Raw genomic sequence first — 16600 nt, forward strand, 5'->3', positions numbered from 1 at the left:
AAACCGAATTATCGGTACCCGGCAACGTGACTCCGACATACACGCAGGCCTGGAGGGAGGCTACGGTCGCCAGAAGCCACCGCCCCGTGGCCCCGCTCTCGCCCGCGCAGCCGCGCGCCCCGAGAAGGCCGGTTACTGAATGTCGTCACCCAATGCGCCTTTATATGCTCTTAGTTGGCCTTTCCGACCAGTTCTAAAGCTCCGGAGGCGATCGCGATGGACAGCGAGACCGTTATCGCGGTGTCAGCCGTGGTGATCGCCGTCGCTTCACTGGTCGTCTCGGTACGCCAGGGACGCGCCGCGCGCCAGCACAACCGTAACTCCGTACGTCCGCTGCTGGTGCTGCAACGCACCCTGGTGCCCGGCCGAGTGGCAGGGCTCAGACTCGCCAACTCCGGACTGGGCCCCGCGGTGATAACCAGCACCGTGGTGATTGTCGATGGGGAAAGGATCGGCCCCTGGAGCAAAGCCACCGCAGACCGGATCCGGACCTCCCTCGGTCAGTGGCCGACCGTCATGACCTTCCGCGAACCGCAGTACCTCGCCTCCGGGTATGACGAGTACCTACTGAAACTCCCCGACTACACCAGAGACCACGTCGAGTTCACCAAGTTGATCAGCGACCGGCTCAATCTCGAAATCCGCTACGAGTCCCTGTACGGAGGCGAGGGCTTTCGAGCGACTCTCGTCCCCGGGGATTTATAGGCGACACCCCGCATGCACATTACTGTCGTACTGGGGGCATCGACGCCGTGAGTGCTTCTGACGATCGCCGTACGGGCCGCAGGCGCGGGTGCCGCCTCTGTATCCGCCGGACAGTGCTGCGGCAGGCGAGGTGTCGCTCGATGTCGCGTTCAGTGACCTCTACGGAGCCGAACACACCCACGCCCCCCGGTCTGCGGCGTAGCTACTGGGGCCGGATCCCGCATAGAGGACGGTAGCGACCCTTGGGACGGTGTATGCCACTTGGAGGGCGGAACAGTCTCGGGAGGTTCTGCGCCTTGGCTGGCGGTCCGGCGGATCAGGCCGCGCTCCTCCAGCTGACCGGGCTGGTAGGTGACGGAGCTGGTGCTGGGCGGGCCGACCGCCCGGCCGATCTCCCGGATCAAAGGGGGCTCCGGCGAGGGGGCACCGTCATGCACTCCGCCGCCGCACGGAAGTACAGGCCTCCTGGCGCAACCGGACGATATGCGCGGCGCGGGAAGCTTCTTGTGGGGCTGGTCGTTGGGTGGTGGGTGGCGGTCGGGTGGGAGGGGCTTGTCGGGGCTGGGTGTTAGTTGTTGAGGTCGAACACGCACCATGCGGTGAACGGCTCGGGCTGGACGTAGATCCTGCTGCCTCGGGCGACTGCCCGCCGGCGGCCGGGGGCAAGGCCGTCGGGGCCGGTGAGCAGGCCGACGTCCGTTGGCTCGACGGGTGCTTCGGTGAGTTCTCCGTGGGCGAGTCGGTCGCGCTCCTCGCCGTAGCCGCCGTAGAAGGCGACCCGCTCGCCGTGGACGGCCACCGCGTTGGCGCCTCGTACGTGGTTCGCCCACACCCTCACGGGGCGGTCGAGGCGGTCGGGGCGTATCTCGACGAGCGGGAAGTCCGTGTACGTGCACGCCCAGGCCGTGGTGCCCGACACGTTCAGGGCGTAGCAGTCGAAGAGACCCGGGATGGCGGCGTCGTCCGACGTCCAGGCGAGCCGGCCCGTGGCGCTCCAGCGGCGGATTCCTATCGGGTTCTCGTCGAAGTGCCCGACCCAGATGTGGCCGGACTCGTCCACGAGCAGGTGCTCGATGGCATCCCCGACGGAGAAGGACGAGGTCTCGCGGCCGAGCGCGTCGAAGATCTGGACCTGGTTCGCGTCCTCGTACCGGCGGACGCGAGACGCGGCGACGACGAATCCGCCGTCGGGCAGGCGGTCCAGGTGCGGCCAGCGGGCTCGCACGGCGCTCAGCTCGGTGAGTTCGACGTTGCCGTACGGATCGACCGAGACGACCAGCGCGTCGAAGGGCGGGAGGTCGTCGCCGGGCTGCGGAGCGTGGTCGGCAAGCAGCCAGTGGGCGGCGCCGAAGACGTCGACCGTACTGGTGAGGACGTGGCCATCGTGGTGCGCTCGGGGGAGGCGGGCGTAGGGAACAAGGGCGGTCTTCTGCACGGGTGGGCTCTCCTGGGTGGGCGTCACGGCGTTCGGGCGCTGTGGTGAGCGGCGGTCGGCGGCGCGCGAGCGGTGGAGAGCGCGGTGGGGCGCCTAGACGGCATAGCCCTTTCTGGTCGTCATGAGGTGATCGTCATCGACATCTGACCTCATGACAAACCATTTCGGCGCACCGCCCCCCATGCCCGTCGGCGATCTGCGTCGCTATCGCGGTGGCCGTCGGGACTTTCGGTTGCGGCTGTTCGACGATTCCGGCGCGTGCCCGGTCCGGTCGGAAGTGGCCTTTGGCGGCGGGTTGCCTCGTACAGGTACTGGTGCAGGTGTCGGCGCAGTTGTGCGCCGTAAGTGGGGCCCTCGAGTCGAGCCGTCCCAGGTGGTCAGGCCGTCTCGCTTGCTGCGGATCTCCCGACAGCCAGCCCCCGGGAAGGCAGGATGGCCGGCGGACCTGCACCCGCGCCTCACATCGGCCGCGGTCCTATGTCGGAGCCGGCACCTGCTTCGTCGCCGTCATGAAGTACTCAACCTGTCCAAGATCGAACACTTCCGTGTTTCAAGTTGCGCATCCGGTCGCCGCCTGTTGGTCTGTCAGGTACAGCAGTCGTTCTGGATGGGTGAAGTCGCGGCGGATCGCGCGGCACAGGGTGTCGACTATCTCCGCCGGATCGGGCAGGGTCGCGTCCCACAGTCGTACGGTGCCGTCGTTGCTGCCCGAAGCGAGGGTGCGGCCGTCAGGACTGAACGCCACCGCCGTCACAATTCTGGTGTGGCCGGTGAGGGCGGCTCGTGGGTAGCCGGTGACCGGGTCCCACAAACGTACGGTTCCCTCGGGACTGCCCGTCGCCAGGGTGCGGCCGTCGGGACTAAACGCCACCGACATGCCGCCTTCCGTGGCGGCGGCGGTCAAAACGGCCCGCACCTTCCTGGCGCCGACGTCCCACAGGCACACTTTGCCGTCGGTGCCGGCTGCGGCGAGCGTTGTTCCGTCGGGGCTGAACGCCAGTGATCCCACCGGGTTGTACGGCTTCGCCGAGTTACTCGATCCTTTCGTTGCCTGCCCAGGGTCGGCGCGCTCGGTGAGCGTGGCCAGGGTCTCGCCGGTAACGGCGTCCTGAAGGAACACTCTCCCCAGGCTGTGTCCGCCTACGGCGAGGAGGGCACCGTCGGGGCTGAAGGCGAGTGCGGACTCACTGCTGCTGCTCGGCCGGGCGGGGGTGGTGAACCGGGCGCGCCCGGTTCTGAGATCCCAGAGTCGGGCTCTGCTCTCGTGCTGCGCGGTGGCGAGGCTTTGTCCGTCAGGGCTGAACACCACGGCGTCGAGGGTGATGTCGTCATCGGCGAGTGTGGTCCTGACCCGCTCGGCGGCGACGTCCCACAGCCGTGTCGAGAGGGGTCCGGCATCGGCGAGGGTCTTCCCGTCCGGACTGAACGCCAGGGCCGAGCCGCTGCCAAAACCGCGGTCGTCAGCCGCGAGAGTGGCCTTCAGGCCGCGCGTGGCCACATTCCACAACCGCACCCGTGTCCGGTTTCGGTCCCGAGGTCCGGCAGGGGGTCTGTGGCTGCCGGTGGCGAGGGATCGCCCGTCAGGGCTGAACGCCAGGGCCCGCACGCCGCGTCCGGGCTCGGTGAGGGTGGCGAGGGGCCTGCTGGCGGTCACGTCCCAGATCCGGATGCTGATGTTGTCGCTCCCGGTGGCCATGGTGTCGTCGCTGCCCGCGGCGAGAGACCTGCCGTCGGGGCTGAAGGCCACCGCCGTCACCGGGCTGGTGTGGCCGGTCAGGGTGGCCCGTACCTCCTCGGTGGCCACGTCCCACAACCGAACGGTGCCGTCGTAGCTGCCGGTGGCAAGCGTCTTGCCGTCGGGACTGAACGCCGCCGACACCACGGTTTCGGTGTGACCGGTGAGTGTGGCGCGAGGCCGGCCGGTGGCGGCGTCCCAGAGATGCACGCTTCCGTCCTCGCCCAGGGGCTGTTCGGGACGTGTCCTCGCCACAGCAGTACCGCGTTCTTCTTCTCCCAGCGCGCCGCGACGCCGGCCCGGATCAGCCAGTCCAGGGACAGCCACAGGGGAATCAGCGACAGCCAGGGGGTCAGGGCGAGGCCCGTGGCCAGTGATGGCACCAGCAGTACGAAGAATAGGCCCTTGTTGGGGAGGTGATGGCGCAGAGAGTATTCAGCAGGTCGCAGGGCTTCGGGGTCGTTCAGCGCTACCGCTTCCTCGAAGACGCGAATCTCGCCGACCCACTTGAGCCGGGAAGCCGCGAGCATCCCGAAGAACACGCTCCCGATCACCGAGCCCATACCGACGATCAACGCCACTTCGCCGCCCGCAGCGGATAACCCGTGCACGCCGAACGCCACCGGCGCACTGACGACGCACGCGCACCACGCCATCGCGACGCCCATCAGCTGATGGTGGACATATCTGATCACCAAGCCCCCCTCCCCACGCGGAGGTTCACCCCACCCCCGCCGTCCCCGCCTCGCACCGCGGCCTCCGGTCCAGGGGCAGCGGCGCCCTGTGCCGTACGTCCGTGGTGGACGGTCAACCGTAGTTTCAGCCACTCAGCACAGCCACCCAGCGGGCTGAACGGCCGGTGAACGCCGAGAGATATCCGTAGGAGTGGAAAGCCCGTCGGCGACCGTCGCCGGGTGCACGGTCGGGCCGGGGAGCGGACGCCGCGCGCTGCCAGCCGTAGCCGTGGCGGTGAGTCCCCTCCTGGGGCTGGGGCTGACATCCACCTGAACGTGCTTGATCAGGACGGGTCTGCCCGGAGGCCGGCGAGCAGGGTGTCGACGAGGTAGCCGTAGCTGCGGTCGACGTCCTGGGGCAGTCCGAAGCCACCGGCGCTCTCCAGGGTGACGAAGCCGTGCAGCGCCGAGCGCAGGGCGCGGATGGCGTCGATGGCGCGGGCGTCACGCAGTCCGAAGCCGGCGAGGACGTCCAGGAAGATCTGGAGGACGTCGTTGCTGGCCTGTTGGTCTTCCTCGTCACCGGCGGCGGGTGCGCGGATGGTGGCGGCGTAGCGTCCGGGGTGGTCGGTGGCCCAGCGGCGGTACGCGTCGGCGATCGCGTGGATGGCGTCCCGGCCGGACCGGCCGGCGGTCGCCCGGGCGAGCGTGTGTCCCAGTTCGCGTTTCGCCAGTACGGAGATGCCGTGGCGCAGAGCGTCCAGCGAGGCGGTGTGCTTGTAGAGGGACGGCGGCCGTACGCCGAGCCGCTCGGCCAGCAGACCCATGGACAGCTCCGTGAAGCCGACCTCGTCGGCGAGATCCGCGCCGGCCGTGACGACGGCGGCCGGGTTGAGTCCTGCCCTAGGCACGGGCGTGCGCCTGGAGGAAGGCGAGCATCAGGGACACCACTTCGTCGGGATACTGGACGTGCGGGTAGTGGCCCGCGCCTTCGATCATCTCAAGCTGCCCCAGCCCGGCCGGCAGCGCGGCCACGATCGCTTCGCCCTCGGCCCGGGGGTCGGCCCAGTCCGGGTCGAGCGACCCCTGCACGACCAGGGCCGGGCACCGTACGTTCGCCAGCTGCGCCCCCGCGTCGGCCGGCGCCGACTGGAACATCTTCTGGAACGCCTTCATACGGCCGGGTTCGCGCAGCATCGCGTCGGTCCGGTCCAGCCGTTCGGTCCAGTCGGCGGGCTTCTTCCCCGGGTGGGCGGTGTCGAGATAGGCGCGCCAGCGCGCCACACTGCCCAGCATGCCGGCGCCGGCCATCTGGAGCGCCGCCCGGCGGTAGCGGCCGAAGCGCAGGTCGCCGAGCTTGACCGACTGCTTGCGGGTGAACGGTCCCAGTTCGACGAGGCCGGTGATCAAGTCGGGTGCCTGGGCGGCCGCGATGGTGGCGGCGCCGCCGGAGATCGAGTGCCCGGCCAGTACGGCCGGACCGCCGCCGAGGACGCGGATCACCGCGAGCAGGTCGCCGGCGATATCGGTACGGCTGTACGAGGGCCACACCGCGCTCGACTCGCCGCACCCCCGGAGGTCTACCACGGCCACCCGGTACCCGGCGGACGCCAGGCGCGGCGCGACGAACCGGTACGCCTCCCGGCTGTCACCCATGCCGTGCGCCAGGACGACCAGCGGGCCCTCACCGGTCACCTCGTACGCGATCGTGCCGTCATCCACTGTCACAAACTCGGTCATGGCTTTCTTCCTTCGCATTTGGCTAATGGTGATAGCTAAAAGCTAATGGCATAAGCCACCCATGTCAACCGGGTCTTCGCGCACCATCGGGCGCGGATCGGCCCCCCGGAACCCGCAGCACGACCGCCCCTCGGTCGAGGCGGTGCGGTCCGGGCGGTTCACTCGTTCGGAGGAGGCTCCGCATACTTGGCCCGAATCTCGGAATATCACTCATTGTAACGTTCCCTTGCTTTGAGTGAGGTGTCTCGTGTCTGCGGACGAACAGCCATCCCTGACAGAACACACCGTCGAGGCGGTGGCGTTCGGCGCGGGAAGCGACGCCATCCTCCGCCGGGGGCATCACGCCCTGTTCGGCGTCAGCACGGGCAACAGCTACTTCAGCCGCCGGCGCCTGGCGGGTGCGATCTCCTGGGCGACCGGCCGCTTCGACGTGGTCGACGTGATCCACGCCGATCTCTATCTGGACCGGATGTGCGAGGCGTTCGGCTACGAGGGGGCGGATGCGCGCAGGAGCGCGACCAAGCAGTTACGGGGCGTCCGGCGCCGGATCGAGGGCGCGGTGGAGGACGTCGGTTCGGCGGCGAAGAAGGTACGGGCCAGGCCGTTGTCCGACTTCTTGGAGGACTCCGCGTATCAGGAGGTGCACGCGCGGGCGCGGGCCGCGCTGCGCACCGACGTCGAACTGAGAACGGTCCGGGACGAGATGGCGTACCACTTCCTCTCCAGAAAGCTGGGCCCCGGCGTGTTCCCCACCGCCGTGCAGGTGCGGGTGGCGCAGGACTACGTCGAAGCCGAGCTGCCGTTCTTCGTGGACAGCCCCCGCATTCTGGGTGTCCCGTCGTCCGTCCACTGCTACCACTCCGTGCTGGCCCTGGGACGCCTTCTGTTCAGTGACCGCGAGGCGGGTCTGAGACCCGCCGACAACCAGGGCTACGCCGTGGTCGCCTGCAAGGACTGACTGTGCGTCCGGTCAACCGCCGGACCCTCCCGAGAAGAAGACATCCCCGGAAGAGAGCAGCTCCATGTCGTCACCCACTGTCCCCTCACCCGAAGCCTGCCCCGTCGTTCCGTACGCACCGGTGGAATGGCCGTTGTCGCGGCGCGGCGACGTCGTCCCGGCCGAGTGCGCGCTGCTGCGTGAGCAGAGCCCGATCGCCCGGGTCCGCACGCTCACCGGTGACGACGCGTGGCTGGTCACCAGCTACGCGCTCGCCAAACAAGTCCTCGACGACGGCGAACACTTCAGCCTGCGTGCGACGGCCGCCGACAACGTGCCGCGGCAGTACGCCCTGACGATCCCGCCGGAAGTCGTCAACACCATGGGCAACGTCAACAGCGCGGGACTCCACCAGGAGGTGCTCCGGGCCTTCGGCCCCCGGTCGGGTCCGGCGAGTGCCGAGTGGATGCGGGCGCTGGCACACGAACTGATCGACAGCCTGGCCGAGGAAGGACCGCCGGTCGATCTGCGGACGCGGTTCGCCGAGCCGTACTCCGCGGGAATGGTCTGTGAGGTGCTCGGCCTGCCGCACGAGGACGGACGGCGCCTCATGGCGGGTCTGGACCTCGGCTTCGTCACCAGCCCGGCCGTGTTCGACGGATGCACCGCCAACTGGGACAAGGACTACGCCTACGTCCTGCGCCAGGTGCGCGCGGACCGGGAGACCCAGCGCGGGCTCATCCTCCGGCTGTGCGAGCTGAGGGACGACCCCACCCGCGACGGCGGCGCCCTCACCGACGAAATGCTCGCGGCGGTGGTGACCTCCCTGTTCGGGGCCGGGGCCATGAGCACGTACGTGTTCCTGCTCCACGCCGTCCTCACCCTCGTCCAGCACCCCGAGGCGATGCGGCGCCTCCGTGAGCGGCCCGAGCTGATGCCGCAGGCCGTGGAGGAGCTGATGCGCAGCACGCTCTCCATCGGTGACGGGCTGCCCCGGATCGCCCTCGCCGACGTGCGGGTCGGTGACGTCCTCGTCCGGGCCGGGGAGCTGGTCCTCGTCTGCGTCGAGGGGGCCAACTTCGATCCCGCGCAGTTCGACGACCCCGAGCGCTTCGACATCGACCGCTCCCCCAACCCCCACCTGTCCTTCGGGGCCGGCCCCCACTTCTGTCCCGCCTCGCTCATCTCCCGCGTCCACGCCGCAGAAGCGCTCACCGCCCTCCTGGACCGCCTGCCCGCGCTGCGGCTGGCCCTGCCCGCCGACCAACTCGTGTGGCGCACCGGCAACATCAAGCGAGTCCCCGAACGACTCCACGTCCTCTGGTGACCCTCGGACCGGCCGCCGCGGCACCACCGTCCTGGGGGCGGAAGGCGGTGCGGCAGCCCGGGTGGACCGGCCGGGAGGGCACCCGGGCCTTCGTGGTGCCACGGAGCCGTGGCTACAGTCCGTCGGTGAAGAGGATCGCGTTGGGGGAATTCTTGCTGAGCTTGGTCAGGGCGCCCTTGGTGGACTCCGAGTTCAGGAAGCCGGCGAGTTCGGCAGGATCCGCCTTGGGGTGGGCCCGCAGGTAGAGGGCGGCGGCTCCGGTGGCGTGCGGTGCGGCCATCGAGGTGCCGTTCAGCGAGACGGAACCGCCGCCGAGCTTGGCGGAAAGGATGTCCTCACCAGGGGCGTAGAGATCGACGCACGTACCCCAGTTGGAGAAGGCGCTCTGCTCGTCGGACATGTTGCTCGCCGCCACCGTGACCACCCGGTCCGCGGAGCCGGGGGACGCACCGCAGGCGTCCTTCGCGTCGTTGCCCGCCGAGAGGACCGGCAGCACGCCCGCGTCGGACAGTGCGGTCGCGGCGGCGTTGAGCGCCACGGACTTGTCGCTGCCGAGGGAGGCGTTGAGGACGGCGGGCCGCACGGCGTTCTTGGCGACCCAGTCCAGGGCCGCGATCACCGCGGAGTCCTCGCCGTTGCCCTGGCAGTTCAGTACGCGGACGCTGACCAGGCTCGCCTTGGGGGCGACACCGTAGGTCTGGCCGCCGACCGTGCCGGCGACGTGGGTGCCGTGGCCGTGGCAGTCCGCGCCGTTCCTGCCGTCTCCGACTGTGTCGAAGCCGAACGTGGCGCGGCCGCCGAACTCGGCGTGGCCGTAGTCGATTCCGGTGTCGAGAACGTAGGCGCTCACCCCGGCGCCGTCGCTCGCCGTGGTGAACTTAGCGTCGAGCGGTAGTCTCCGCTGGTCGATCCGGTCCAGGCCCCAGGTTGAGGCCGGGCCCCGGCGGGCGGGGGCGGCGGGCGTGGTCGTAGCCGTGGTCGTGGTCGTGGAGTCGGACACGGAGACCTTCGCGTCCTCCTCCACCGCCTTCACCCCGACGCCGGCACGGACAAGCGTCAACTGCCGGGACGTGAGAGGGACGGCGAAGCCGTTGAGGACCTTGCTGTAGACGAAGGTCGGCTTCAGACCCAGTTCGGCGGCGGCCCTGGCGGGGTCGACGAGCTTGTCGAGGGTGACGATGTACTTGCCCGGAACCGGGTTCGCCGCCCGCACCAGCGGCGCGGGTTCCCGGGCCGGAGCGGAGGCGGAGGCCGTACTGGCGGCGAGGGGCCCGGTCAGGGCGAGCGCGACGGCGCCGGCGAGAGCGAGCTTGGTACGAGTGTTCACGCGGACCAGACGATCACGCGGAAACGATCCTTCCCAAGGACCCTCACCGGCGATTCGCACCGCGCGGGCGCGATGACCGGGAGGAGCCGTTCTGTGGGTGGAGTCAGTCTCCGTACACGAAGATGAGGCACAGGGCGCTGAACGGTACGACGGACAGGCCGAGCAGCGTCAGGGTCGCCGGGGCAGCCGCGGTCAGGCGTTCTTTGCCCTTGCGCCGGCCCGAGAGGAAGACCACGCGGGCCAGGACGAGCGGGAACGCCACGAGGGCGACACAGATCACCGGGGCCACGTACCCGTTGAACGCGCTGGTGCCCGTCCTGGTGGCCGACTGCCAGGCGAGCGTCCCGAAGAGGAGGGCCGGGCCGACCAGCAGGACGAACGAGAGGACCGATGCCACAATGACGATCAGCCTGTCCGTTGTTCGCTGGGCGCGCGTGCGCTCCCGGCCCGCTTCCGGAACTCCCCTGTACTCCATGCCCGTTTCCCCCCGATGACGGCACTGCAGTGTGTCCGGTGAAGCGGCTCAGGCCCACCGACCGCCATGATCGCACGGACGCGGCGGGCGGGGCCGCTGCTGGCGGGTGTGAGCGTCTCGTACTACACCCGTCTGGAACAGGTGCAGTCGATGAACGCCTCGCCGCAGGTGCTGGACGCGATCGCGCGGGCTCTGCGGCTGGAGGAGGCGGGGCGCTTTCACCCGCGCCTGCACCTGCACAACCTGGCCCGCCCGGCCCACGGATCCGGGCGGGGCGGCGGCCGGCGGCGGAGCGGGTGACGGGGGCGACGGGTCAGTTGTTGGAGGGCCGACGGACGTCCCGGCGATCGTGATCGGGCGGCGCAGCGACGTCCTGGCGTGGAACCGGCTGGGCCGCGTGCTGTTCGCCGGGCAGCCCCGGGCCGGCCGACGGAGCGTCCCAACATGGCCCGGCTGGTGTTCCTCGACGCGCGCACCCATGACCTGTATGCGCGCTGGCCGGGCAAGGCCCGGGCCGAGGTGGGGAATCTGCGCCTGGTGGCGGGCTGCTTTCCGGACGACGCCGCCCTGCCACAGCCGGTGGTCGAACTGAGCGCGAAGAGTGCGGACTTCGCGTCGATGTGGGCCGACCATCGCGTCAAGCCCTGCGCCGTCGACACGTACGAGATGCGTCATCCGCTGGTCGGACCGCTGACCGTCACTCAGCAGAGCTTGAGCCAGGGGCCGGACCGGAACGTCGTGGTCGCCACCACGGAGGCCGGATCGCCTTCGCGCACCGCGCTGGCCCTGCTCGCCCAGCCCGTCAGCCAGGGCGATGCCCTACGACCGTGTGCACGGACCGAGGCGGGCTGACCCTCCACGCCACCACCGGGCGCCGGTCGGCGCAGGCGGCCGCCGCCCCGTCCGGGCACGGCCCGTCACGGCCGATGCCCGGAACGACTTCCTGGTGGTCGCCCCGGGCCCAGGCCCTCCCCCTGTGCGTCGGCGTACCGCTGCCGCATGCCCGAAACGGTGAAGGCATCATGTTCAAGAAGCTGTCCACGACCGCCATCACCGCCGCGATCCTGTTCGCGGCCGTGATCGCGGCGACCGGTGCGGTACCGGCGTCGGCCGTCCACGCGCCGCTGAGCGACCCTCGTATCGCCGCGCACACTGCCCCAGGGGCAAATGCCGGAGAGCATCGCCCTCGCCCCTGACGGCAGTGCGTACGTCACCTTCGCCGGGTCCGCCAGCTCGCCCGCGTCTCCCCCAGGGGCGGCGTCCGCGTCCTGGCCACCCTGCCCGTGCCGGCCGACGGCGGGTCAACACCCCTGTGTTGGGCCTCCCGTTGACCACTGGTGTCGTCCGGGTGCACGACGGCACCCTGTACTTCGTGTACGCCACCGGCACCGCCAACCTGACCGGTGTGTGACGCCTGCGCCCGGGCGGCACCCTGCGGCGCATCTCCGGCCCGCCGCCGGCCTGCCCGACGGCCTGGACCTGGACCGGAGGACCGGGACCCTCTACGCCATCGACTCCGTCCTCGGCACCGTCTGGAGCGTGCCGGTCGCCGGTGGGGCTCCCACCGCGTAGTCCACGGCTCCCGAGCTGGCCTCCACCGGCGTCCTCGGGGCCAACGGACCGAAGATCCACGACGGGGCGGTGTGGGTCACCAACCTCGACCGGGGCACGGTCCTCCGTATCCCCGTCCGGCGGGACGGGCGGGCCGGCGCGGTCCGGATCCGGGCCACCGGCCTGGCCGGTATCGACGACTTCGCGTTCACCAGTCGCGGCGACCGGATTCTGGCGGCCTTCGACGGCTCCAGCGAGGTCGCGCTCGTCCGGCCGGACGGCACCCACCCCATCGTCCTGACCGCCGCCGACGGCCTTCAGAACCCCACCTCCGTCGCGCTGCGCCGCGACACCGTCCACGTCGGCGGTGCCGCGTACGTCACCGGCGAGGACCTCAGGAGAACGCCGTGCGAAGTACGAACCAGTTCACCCGCGTCGAGGGGACGCATGGCCGCCGTACACGCGAAGGCGGGGGCCTGGCGGACGTAACGCTACGAGTTCGGCCGGTGCTCCGGCGTGGTGGACGGGCGGTTGGGCGGCGGTCATGCCGCGTTCCGCCTGTCGACCTCGGGCGAGCGGGGTTCCGGCGCGCCGCTGCCGCAGGGAGGGATCGGGTCCGGGGGCAGCGGGGAAGGGGGTGGCGGGAAAGGGGGCGGCCGTGACACCGGGTGGTGTCGCCGGGTGTCACGGCGTCCGGTGTCAGTGGGCCGGTGTCTTCGGGGAGTTGTCGGTGTCCGTCGCGTCCCGCGTCTGCGGGCCCGGGCTCTCCTGCCGCGCGGAGAGCGGTGCCGCGATGTCCTCCAGCGACTTGCCCTCGGCCTCGACGGCGAAGAACCAGGCCACGATTCCCGCGAGCACCATCAGGGTCGCGCCGACGCAGAACGCGGTCACCGCGTCGCTCACCACTCCGCTGTCGGTGAGTTCGGCGAACAGCAGCGGGCCGGAAATGCCGCCGGCGGCCGTACCGATCGCGTAGAAGAAGGCGATCGCCATGGCGCGGGTCTCCATCGGGAAGATCTCGCTGACGGTGAGGTACGCGGAACTGGCACCGGCCGAGGCGAAGAAGAGGACCACGCCCCAACAGACCGTCATGGTGGTGGCGTTGAGCCAGCCGTTGGCGAACATCCAGGCGGTGACGAAGAGCAGGAGCCCGGACACGACGTACGTACCCGCGATCATCGGCTTGCGGCCCACCGTGTCGAACAGCCGGCCGAGGAGCAGCGGGCCGAGGAAGTTGCCGAAGGCGATGGCGGCGAAGAAGTAGCCGGTCGAGCCGCTGGAGACGTCGAAGAACTTCACCAGGATCGAGCCGAAGCCGAAGGTGATCGCGTTGTACAGGAACGCCTGGCCGATGAAGAGCGAGAAGCCCAGGACGGCGCGCTTGGGGTATTCGCGGAAGAGCGTCCTGCCGATCTCGACGAAGCCGACCGACCGCCGCTGCTCGATGGTGAGCGCGCCCGCCGGCTCGGGCAGCGCCCGCCCGGTCTCCGACTCGATCTCCTTCTCCACGCCGTCGACCAGGTCGTTCGCCTCGTCGGACTTTCCGTGGATGAACATCCAGCGGGGGCTCTCCGGTACATGGCGCCGTACGAGGAGGATGACCAGGCCCAGAACCACGCCGAGGGCGAAGGTGAGCCGCCATCCCAGGTCCTTCGGGAAGATGTCGGTGTTGAGCGCGACCACGGAGAGCAGCGCGCCGCCCATCGCGCCCAGCCAGTAGCTGCCGTTGATGATGAGGTCGACGCGGCCCCGGTACTTGCTGGGGATCAGTTCGTCGATGGCGGAGTTGATCGCCGCATACTCGCCGCCGATGCCGAAGCCGGTGAGGAAGCGGAAGAGGAAGAACCACCAGACCGAGAATGACACGGCGGTGGCGGCGGTCGCCGCCAGATACACCGCGAGGGTGATGAGGAAGAGCTTCTTGCGTCCGTACCGGTCGGTGAGCCAGCCGAAGAAGAGGGCGCCGGCGCACGAGCCGGCGACGTACAACGCGGCGGCCAGGCCGGTGACCTGCGCGTCGGAGATGGGCAGGCCGCTGCCGTCCTCCGAGAGGCGGCTCGCGATGTTGCCGACGACGGTCACTTCCAGACCGTCCAGGATCCATACGGTTCCCAGGCCGATCACGATCATCCAGTGCCAGCGCGACCACGGGAGCCGGTCGAGCCGCGCGGGAACCCTCGTGGTGACGGTCCCGGTGACCGCGCCTCCGGATGGGGTCATGTTCAGCCTCCTGCCTGACGGCGACCCCGGTCGCTCCCGGGGTGCCGCGTCCGGTTACCCGTGGCCGAAAGACGCAAACACGGGTGCGGGTCGCGGACGTTCGGTAGCGTGCGGGGATGAGTTCCCGGCCGGCGGCGACCGAACGGCGGGACCACCGGGTCGGTCTGGACTCCGGTCTCCGAGGTCGTACGCCTGCGCCGGTCGTCGCTGGCCGACATCGGTCTCGCCCTGGCGCGGACCCTTCCCGCGACCGGCCATGTCGCCGCGGTCCCGGTCGGTGGGCTGATCCAGCACTGAGACGGTGCACGTGGTGACGAGCCTGCGGGGGATCCGTCTCCACGCGGCTGGGCAGGCGAAGGCGCGGTAGCCTGATGTGGGGGGATTGGTCGCTCTTGGGCGCCACGCCCCCGGGCGGTGGCGTGGCGGTCCACGTACTCTCTGCGTGCCACGGCGCGCACTGTGCTTTTCGCGTGCCACTGGCGCGCACTGTCTGGAGTGAGTGTGATGTCCCACCACCTCGATTCCCCGGCCGCCAGGGCCGATGCCCGGCTGAACATCTCGGACCTCTACGTGTTCCGGGGCGACCGGGGCACCGTTCTCGCGATGAACGTGTGCTCCGATTCCGCGGGCCCGGAGGCGCCCAAGGGCTTGCACCCGGAGGCCCGGTACGAATTCAAGATCGACAGTACGGGTGACGCCGTCGAGGACGTGTGTTTCCGCCTCCGGTTCGGCCCGATGGACGCGGACGGTTCGCAGGCCGTGGAGCTGTGCCGTCTCGTGGGAGCGGAGGCGGCCGACGACACGGCGGAGGGCACCGTACTCCTCAGCGGCGCGACGGGGCGGACCCTCCGCACCCAGGGGGGCATGCGGTTGTGGACCGGTCGGGCCGGCGACCCGTTCTGGATGAACCCGGACGTGGTGGAAGCGGTCGGTCAGGCCTTCCAGCACGGCACCGACGTCGAACTGCCCACGCCGGATCCGGGAGAGGCGACCGAAGAGGTGACCAGCCTGTTCTCCGGGATGAAGGTACGGTCCATCGTGCTCGAACTGCCCGACGACGACCTGCTCCCCTTCACCCGCAACAGGGACATCGGCGTCTGGGGCGTCACCGCGCTGGCCACCGACAACGGCGGGTGGCACCGCGTCAACCGGTGCGGCATCCCGATGGTCTCGCCGATCTTCGCGCAGTTCGACGGCGACCTGGCCGAGAGGCTGAACCAGACCCCGCCCGCCGACGACATCCACACGTTCGGCACGGAGATCACCGACCGGGTCGCCGCCGTGGTGGGCACGCGCGGCACCACCTCGGACGCGCACGGTTACGGCATGGAGGTCGCGGACCGTATCCTCCCGGACATCCTCCCGTACACGATCGGCACGCCCGCGGTCTTCGGTTTCGCGGCCTTCAACGGCCGGGCGCTGACTGACAACGCGGGCGAGGTGATGTTCTCGCTCGCCACCAACAGCGCCCTGAGCATCGGTCTGACCAAGGACTCGGTCGACGCTCTTCCCACGCCGTTCTTCCCTTACGTGGCCGCCGCCTGACGCAGCGGCCCAGGGCGTGCGCCGCCCCTTACCGGGCGATCACGGAGAAGTCCGTTCCGTACGGGTCGGTCAAGGTGGCGAACCGGCCGTACGGGGTGTCCTCCGGCGCGGTGGAGGTGCCGCCGGCGGACCTGGCCCGCGCCACGGTCGCGTCGGTGTCCGCCACCTCGAAGGTCGTCGCCCAGACCGGGGCGGGAGTGGTGTCCAGGCCGAGGATCCCGCCGATCTCGTGGCCGTCGGGACGGCGCAGGAAGGTGAAGTCGGAACCGGGAAGGTCCTCGTTGCCGTCGAGCGTGAAGTCGAAGACGGTGGTGTAGAAGGTACGGGCGGAGCCCGGGTCGGCGGTCACGAGGTCGTTGCGCACCAGGGCGCCGGGCTCGTTGACCAGGCGGCAGCCCGGGTGGGTGCGCCCCTGCCAGAGCCCGAACCGCGCGCCGGTGGGATCGACGGCGAGGGCCGCCCGGCCCAGGGCACCGACGTCGTGGGGGGCTGCGAGCACTCCGCCCCCGGCGGCCGCGACACGGCGGGCGGTGCTGTCGCAGTCGTCGGTGGCGAGGTGGACGGTCCAGCTGCCGTGCGTGTCCGCCCGGTCGGTGACCCGGCGCAGGCCCGCGACCGGCAGACCGCGCAGCAGGCACTCCGCACCACCGTCGCCGGTGTCGCCGGCGGTGAAGTCCCAGCCGAACACCGCCCCGTAGAAGGCTTTCGCGCCCTCCAGATCCACGACCGCGAGGTCGATCCAGGTGGGGGTGCCCAGCGGCTGGTTCCGGGTGACCTGACTCATCGGGTGCTCCTGCGCTCACGGTGGGAGTGGCTGACTCGGCGTGACGCTAGAGGGGAAGTAGGCCGGGTCGTGTCCTAGATCCGGATCAGTCCAGGATCACCATGATCATCGCGGCGGCGATGGTGAGGACAGCGCCTCCGAGCAT

The 16600-nt window shown here is 70.2% G+C and carries 17 protein-coding genes and 1 pseudogene; 10 read left to right on the forward strand and 8 right to left on the reverse strand.

Annotation, left to right across the window (positions count from 1 at the left end):
• Positions 1-216: 216 nt before the first annotated feature.
• Entirely contained in the window at positions 217-705 is a 489-nt protein-coding gene (locus ACIODU_RS25580; protein ID WP_401770061.1) for a hypothetical protein, read from the forward strand.
• A gap of 568 nt (positions 706-1273) precedes the next feature.
• Here the strand turns inward: ACIODU_RS25580 and ACIODU_RS25585 are convergent.
• From ACIODU_RS25585 to ACIODU_RS25600, 4 genes are all read right to left on the reverse strand, one after another.
• The gene (locus tag ACIODU_RS25585) at positions 1274-2140 is read right to left on the reverse strand and encodes a hypothetical protein (RefSeq protein ID WP_401770062.1); all 867 of its coding nucleotides are present in this window, start codon (positions 2138-2140) and stop codon (positions 1274-1276) included.
• A 550-nt stretch (positions 2141-2690) separates the two neighbouring features.
• Complete coding sequence (locus tag ACIODU_RS25590; protein WP_401770063.1) at positions 2691-4085, reverse strand: WD40 repeat domain-containing protein; 1395 nt, start codon at positions 4083-4085, stop codon at positions 2691-2693.
• 808 nt (positions 4086-4893) lie between these two features.
• The gene (locus tag ACIODU_RS25595) at positions 4894-5460 is read right to left on the reverse strand and encodes a TetR/AcrR family transcriptional regulator (RefSeq protein WP_401770064.1); all 567 of its coding nucleotides are present in this window, start codon (positions 5458-5460) and stop codon (positions 4894-4896) included.
• Positions 5453-6289, reverse strand: a complete 837-nt coding sequence (locus ACIODU_RS25600) for an alpha/beta fold hydrolase (RefSeq protein WP_401770065.1) — start codon at positions 6287-6289, stop codon at positions 5453-5455. Before ACIODU_RS25600 ends, ACIODU_RS25595 begins: the two co-directional genes overlap by 8 nt.
• Before the next feature lie 247 nt (positions 6290-6536).
• On the opposite strand from ACIODU_RS25600, the gene ACIODU_RS25605 reads away from it, so the two are divergent.
• The gene (locus tag ACIODU_RS25605; RefSeq protein ID WP_356421667.1) at positions 6537-7247 is read left to right on the forward strand and encodes a tRNA-dependent cyclodipeptide synthase; all 711 of its coding nucleotides are present in this window, start codon (positions 6537-6539) and stop codon (positions 7245-7247) included.
• Positions 7248-7311: 64 nt separating this feature from the next.
• Entirely contained in the window at positions 7312-8553 is a 1242-nt protein-coding gene (locus ACIODU_RS25610) for a cytochrome P450 (RefSeq protein ID WP_401770066.1), read from the forward strand.
• Between the two features lie 112 nt (positions 8554-8665).
• Here ACIODU_RS25610 and ACIODU_RS25615 read toward each other — a convergent pair whose 3' ends face one another.
• On the reverse strand, positions 8666-9880 hold the full coding sequence (locus tag ACIODU_RS25615; RefSeq protein ID WP_401770067.1) for a S8 family serine peptidase: 1215 nt from the start codon (positions 9878-9880) through the stop codon (positions 8666-8668).
• A 103-nt stretch (positions 9881-9983) separates the two neighbouring features.
• Positions 9984-10355 carry a hypothetical protein gene (locus ACIODU_RS25620; protein ID WP_401770068.1) on the reverse strand — a complete coding sequence of 124 codons (372 nt, stop codon included), beginning with the start codon at positions 10353-10355 and terminating at the stop codon, positions 9984-9986.
• Between the two features lie 66 nt (positions 10356-10421).
• On the opposite strand from ACIODU_RS25620, the gene ACIODU_RS25625 reads away from it, so the two are divergent.
• From ACIODU_RS25625 to ACIODU_RS25645, 5 genes are all read left to right on the forward strand, one after another.
• Positions 10422-10655: a hypothetical protein gene (locus tag ACIODU_RS25625; RefSeq protein ID WP_401770069.1), complete on the forward strand. Its 234-nt coding sequence runs from the start codon at positions 10422-10424 to the stop codon at positions 10653-10655.
• Between the two features lie 78 nt (positions 10656-10733).
• Complete coding sequence (locus ACIODU_RS25630) at positions 10734-11207, forward strand: hypothetical protein (RefSeq protein WP_401770070.1); 474 nt, start codon at positions 10734-10736, stop codon at positions 11205-11207.
• A gap of 170 nt (positions 11208-11377) precedes the next feature.
• Positions 11378-11551, forward strand: coding sequence for a hypothetical protein (locus ACIODU_RS25635; protein WP_401770071.1), 174 nt, complete (start codon positions 11378-11380; stop codon positions 11549-11551).
• Between the two features lie 211 nt (positions 11552-11762).
• Entirely contained in the window at positions 11763-11927 is a 165-nt protein-coding gene (locus tag ACIODU_RS25640) for a hypothetical protein (RefSeq protein WP_401770072.1), read from the forward strand.
• A gap of 69 nt (positions 11928-11996) precedes the next feature.
• The gene (locus ACIODU_RS25645) at positions 11997-12395 is read left to right on the forward strand and encodes a hypothetical protein (protein WP_401770073.1); all 399 of its coding nucleotides are present in this window, start codon (positions 11997-11999) and stop codon (positions 12393-12395) included.
• Between the two features lie 210 nt (positions 12396-12605).
• On the opposite strand, the gene ACIODU_RS25650 is transcribed toward ACIODU_RS25645, so the two are convergent.
• Positions 12606-14126, reverse strand: a complete 1521-nt coding sequence (locus ACIODU_RS25650; protein WP_401770074.1) for an MFS transporter — start codon at positions 14124-14126, stop codon at positions 12606-12608.
• Between the two features lie 129 nt (positions 14127-14255).
• Between ACIODU_RS25650 and ACIODU_RS25655 the strand changes: the two are divergent.
• Positions 14256-14423, forward strand: a pseudogene (locus ACIODU_RS25655) (NUDIX hydrolase); the annotation flags it as partial.
• 207 nt (positions 14424-14630) lie between these two features.
• Positions 14631-15671 carry a DUF4331 family protein gene (locus ACIODU_RS25660; protein ID WP_401770075.1) on the forward strand — a complete coding sequence of 347 codons (1041 nt, stop codon included), beginning with the start codon at positions 14631-14633 and terminating at the stop codon, positions 15669-15671.
• Between the two features lie 28 nt (positions 15672-15699).
• Here ACIODU_RS25660 and ACIODU_RS25665 read toward each other — a convergent pair whose 3' ends face one another.
• Positions 15700-16455, reverse strand: a complete 756-nt coding sequence (locus ACIODU_RS25665) for a VOC family protein (RefSeq protein ID WP_401770076.1) — start codon at positions 16453-16455, stop codon at positions 15700-15702.
• Between the last annotated feature and the right edge of the window lie 145 nt (positions 16456-16600).

Source organism: Streptomyces sp. NPDC088261, from assembly GCF_044740805.1.
Classification (GTDB): Bacteria; Actinomycetota; Actinomycetes; order Streptomycetales; family Streptomycetaceae; genus Streptomyces.

What these genes read in the sequence shown, in the direction of transcription:
- ACIODU_RS25610 (WP_401770066.1), top strand. Translation starts at nt 7,312, where the DNA reads ATGTCGTCACCCACTGTCCCCTCACCCGAAGCCTGCCCCGTCGTTCCG.
- ACIODU_RS25600 (WP_401770065.1), bottom strand. Translation starts at nt 6,289, where the DNA reads ATGACCGAGTTTGTGACAGTGGATGACGGCACGATCGCGTACGAGGTG.
- ACIODU_RS25580 (WP_401770061.1), top strand. Translation starts at nt 217, where the DNA reads ATGGACAGCGAGACCGTTATCGCGGTGTCAGCCGTGGTGATCGCCGTC.
- ACIODU_RS25635 (WP_401770071.1), top strand. Translation starts at nt 11,378, where the DNA reads ATGTTCAAGAAGCTGTCCACGACCGCCATCACCGCCGCGATCCTGTTC.
- ACIODU_RS25620 (WP_401770068.1), bottom strand. Translation starts at nt 10,355, where the DNA reads ATGGAGTACAGGGGAGTTCCGGAAGCGGGCCGGGAGCGCACGCGCGCC.
- ACIODU_RS25650 (WP_401770074.1), bottom strand. Translation starts at nt 14,126, where the DNA reads ATGACCCCATCCGGAGGCGCGGTCACCGGGACCGTCACCACGAGGGTT.
- ACIODU_RS25665 (WP_401770076.1), bottom strand. Translation starts at nt 16,455, where the DNA reads ATGAGTCAGGTCACCCGGAACCAGCCGCTGGGCACCCCCACCTGGATC.
- ACIODU_RS25625 (WP_401770069.1), top strand. Translation starts at nt 10,422, where the DNA reads ATGATCGCACGGACGCGGCGGGCGGGGCCGCTGCTGGCGGGTGTGAGC.
- ACIODU_RS25660 (WP_401770075.1), top strand. Translation starts at nt 14,631, where the DNA reads ATGTCCCACCACCTCGATTCCCCGGCCGCCAGGGCCGATGCCCGGCTG.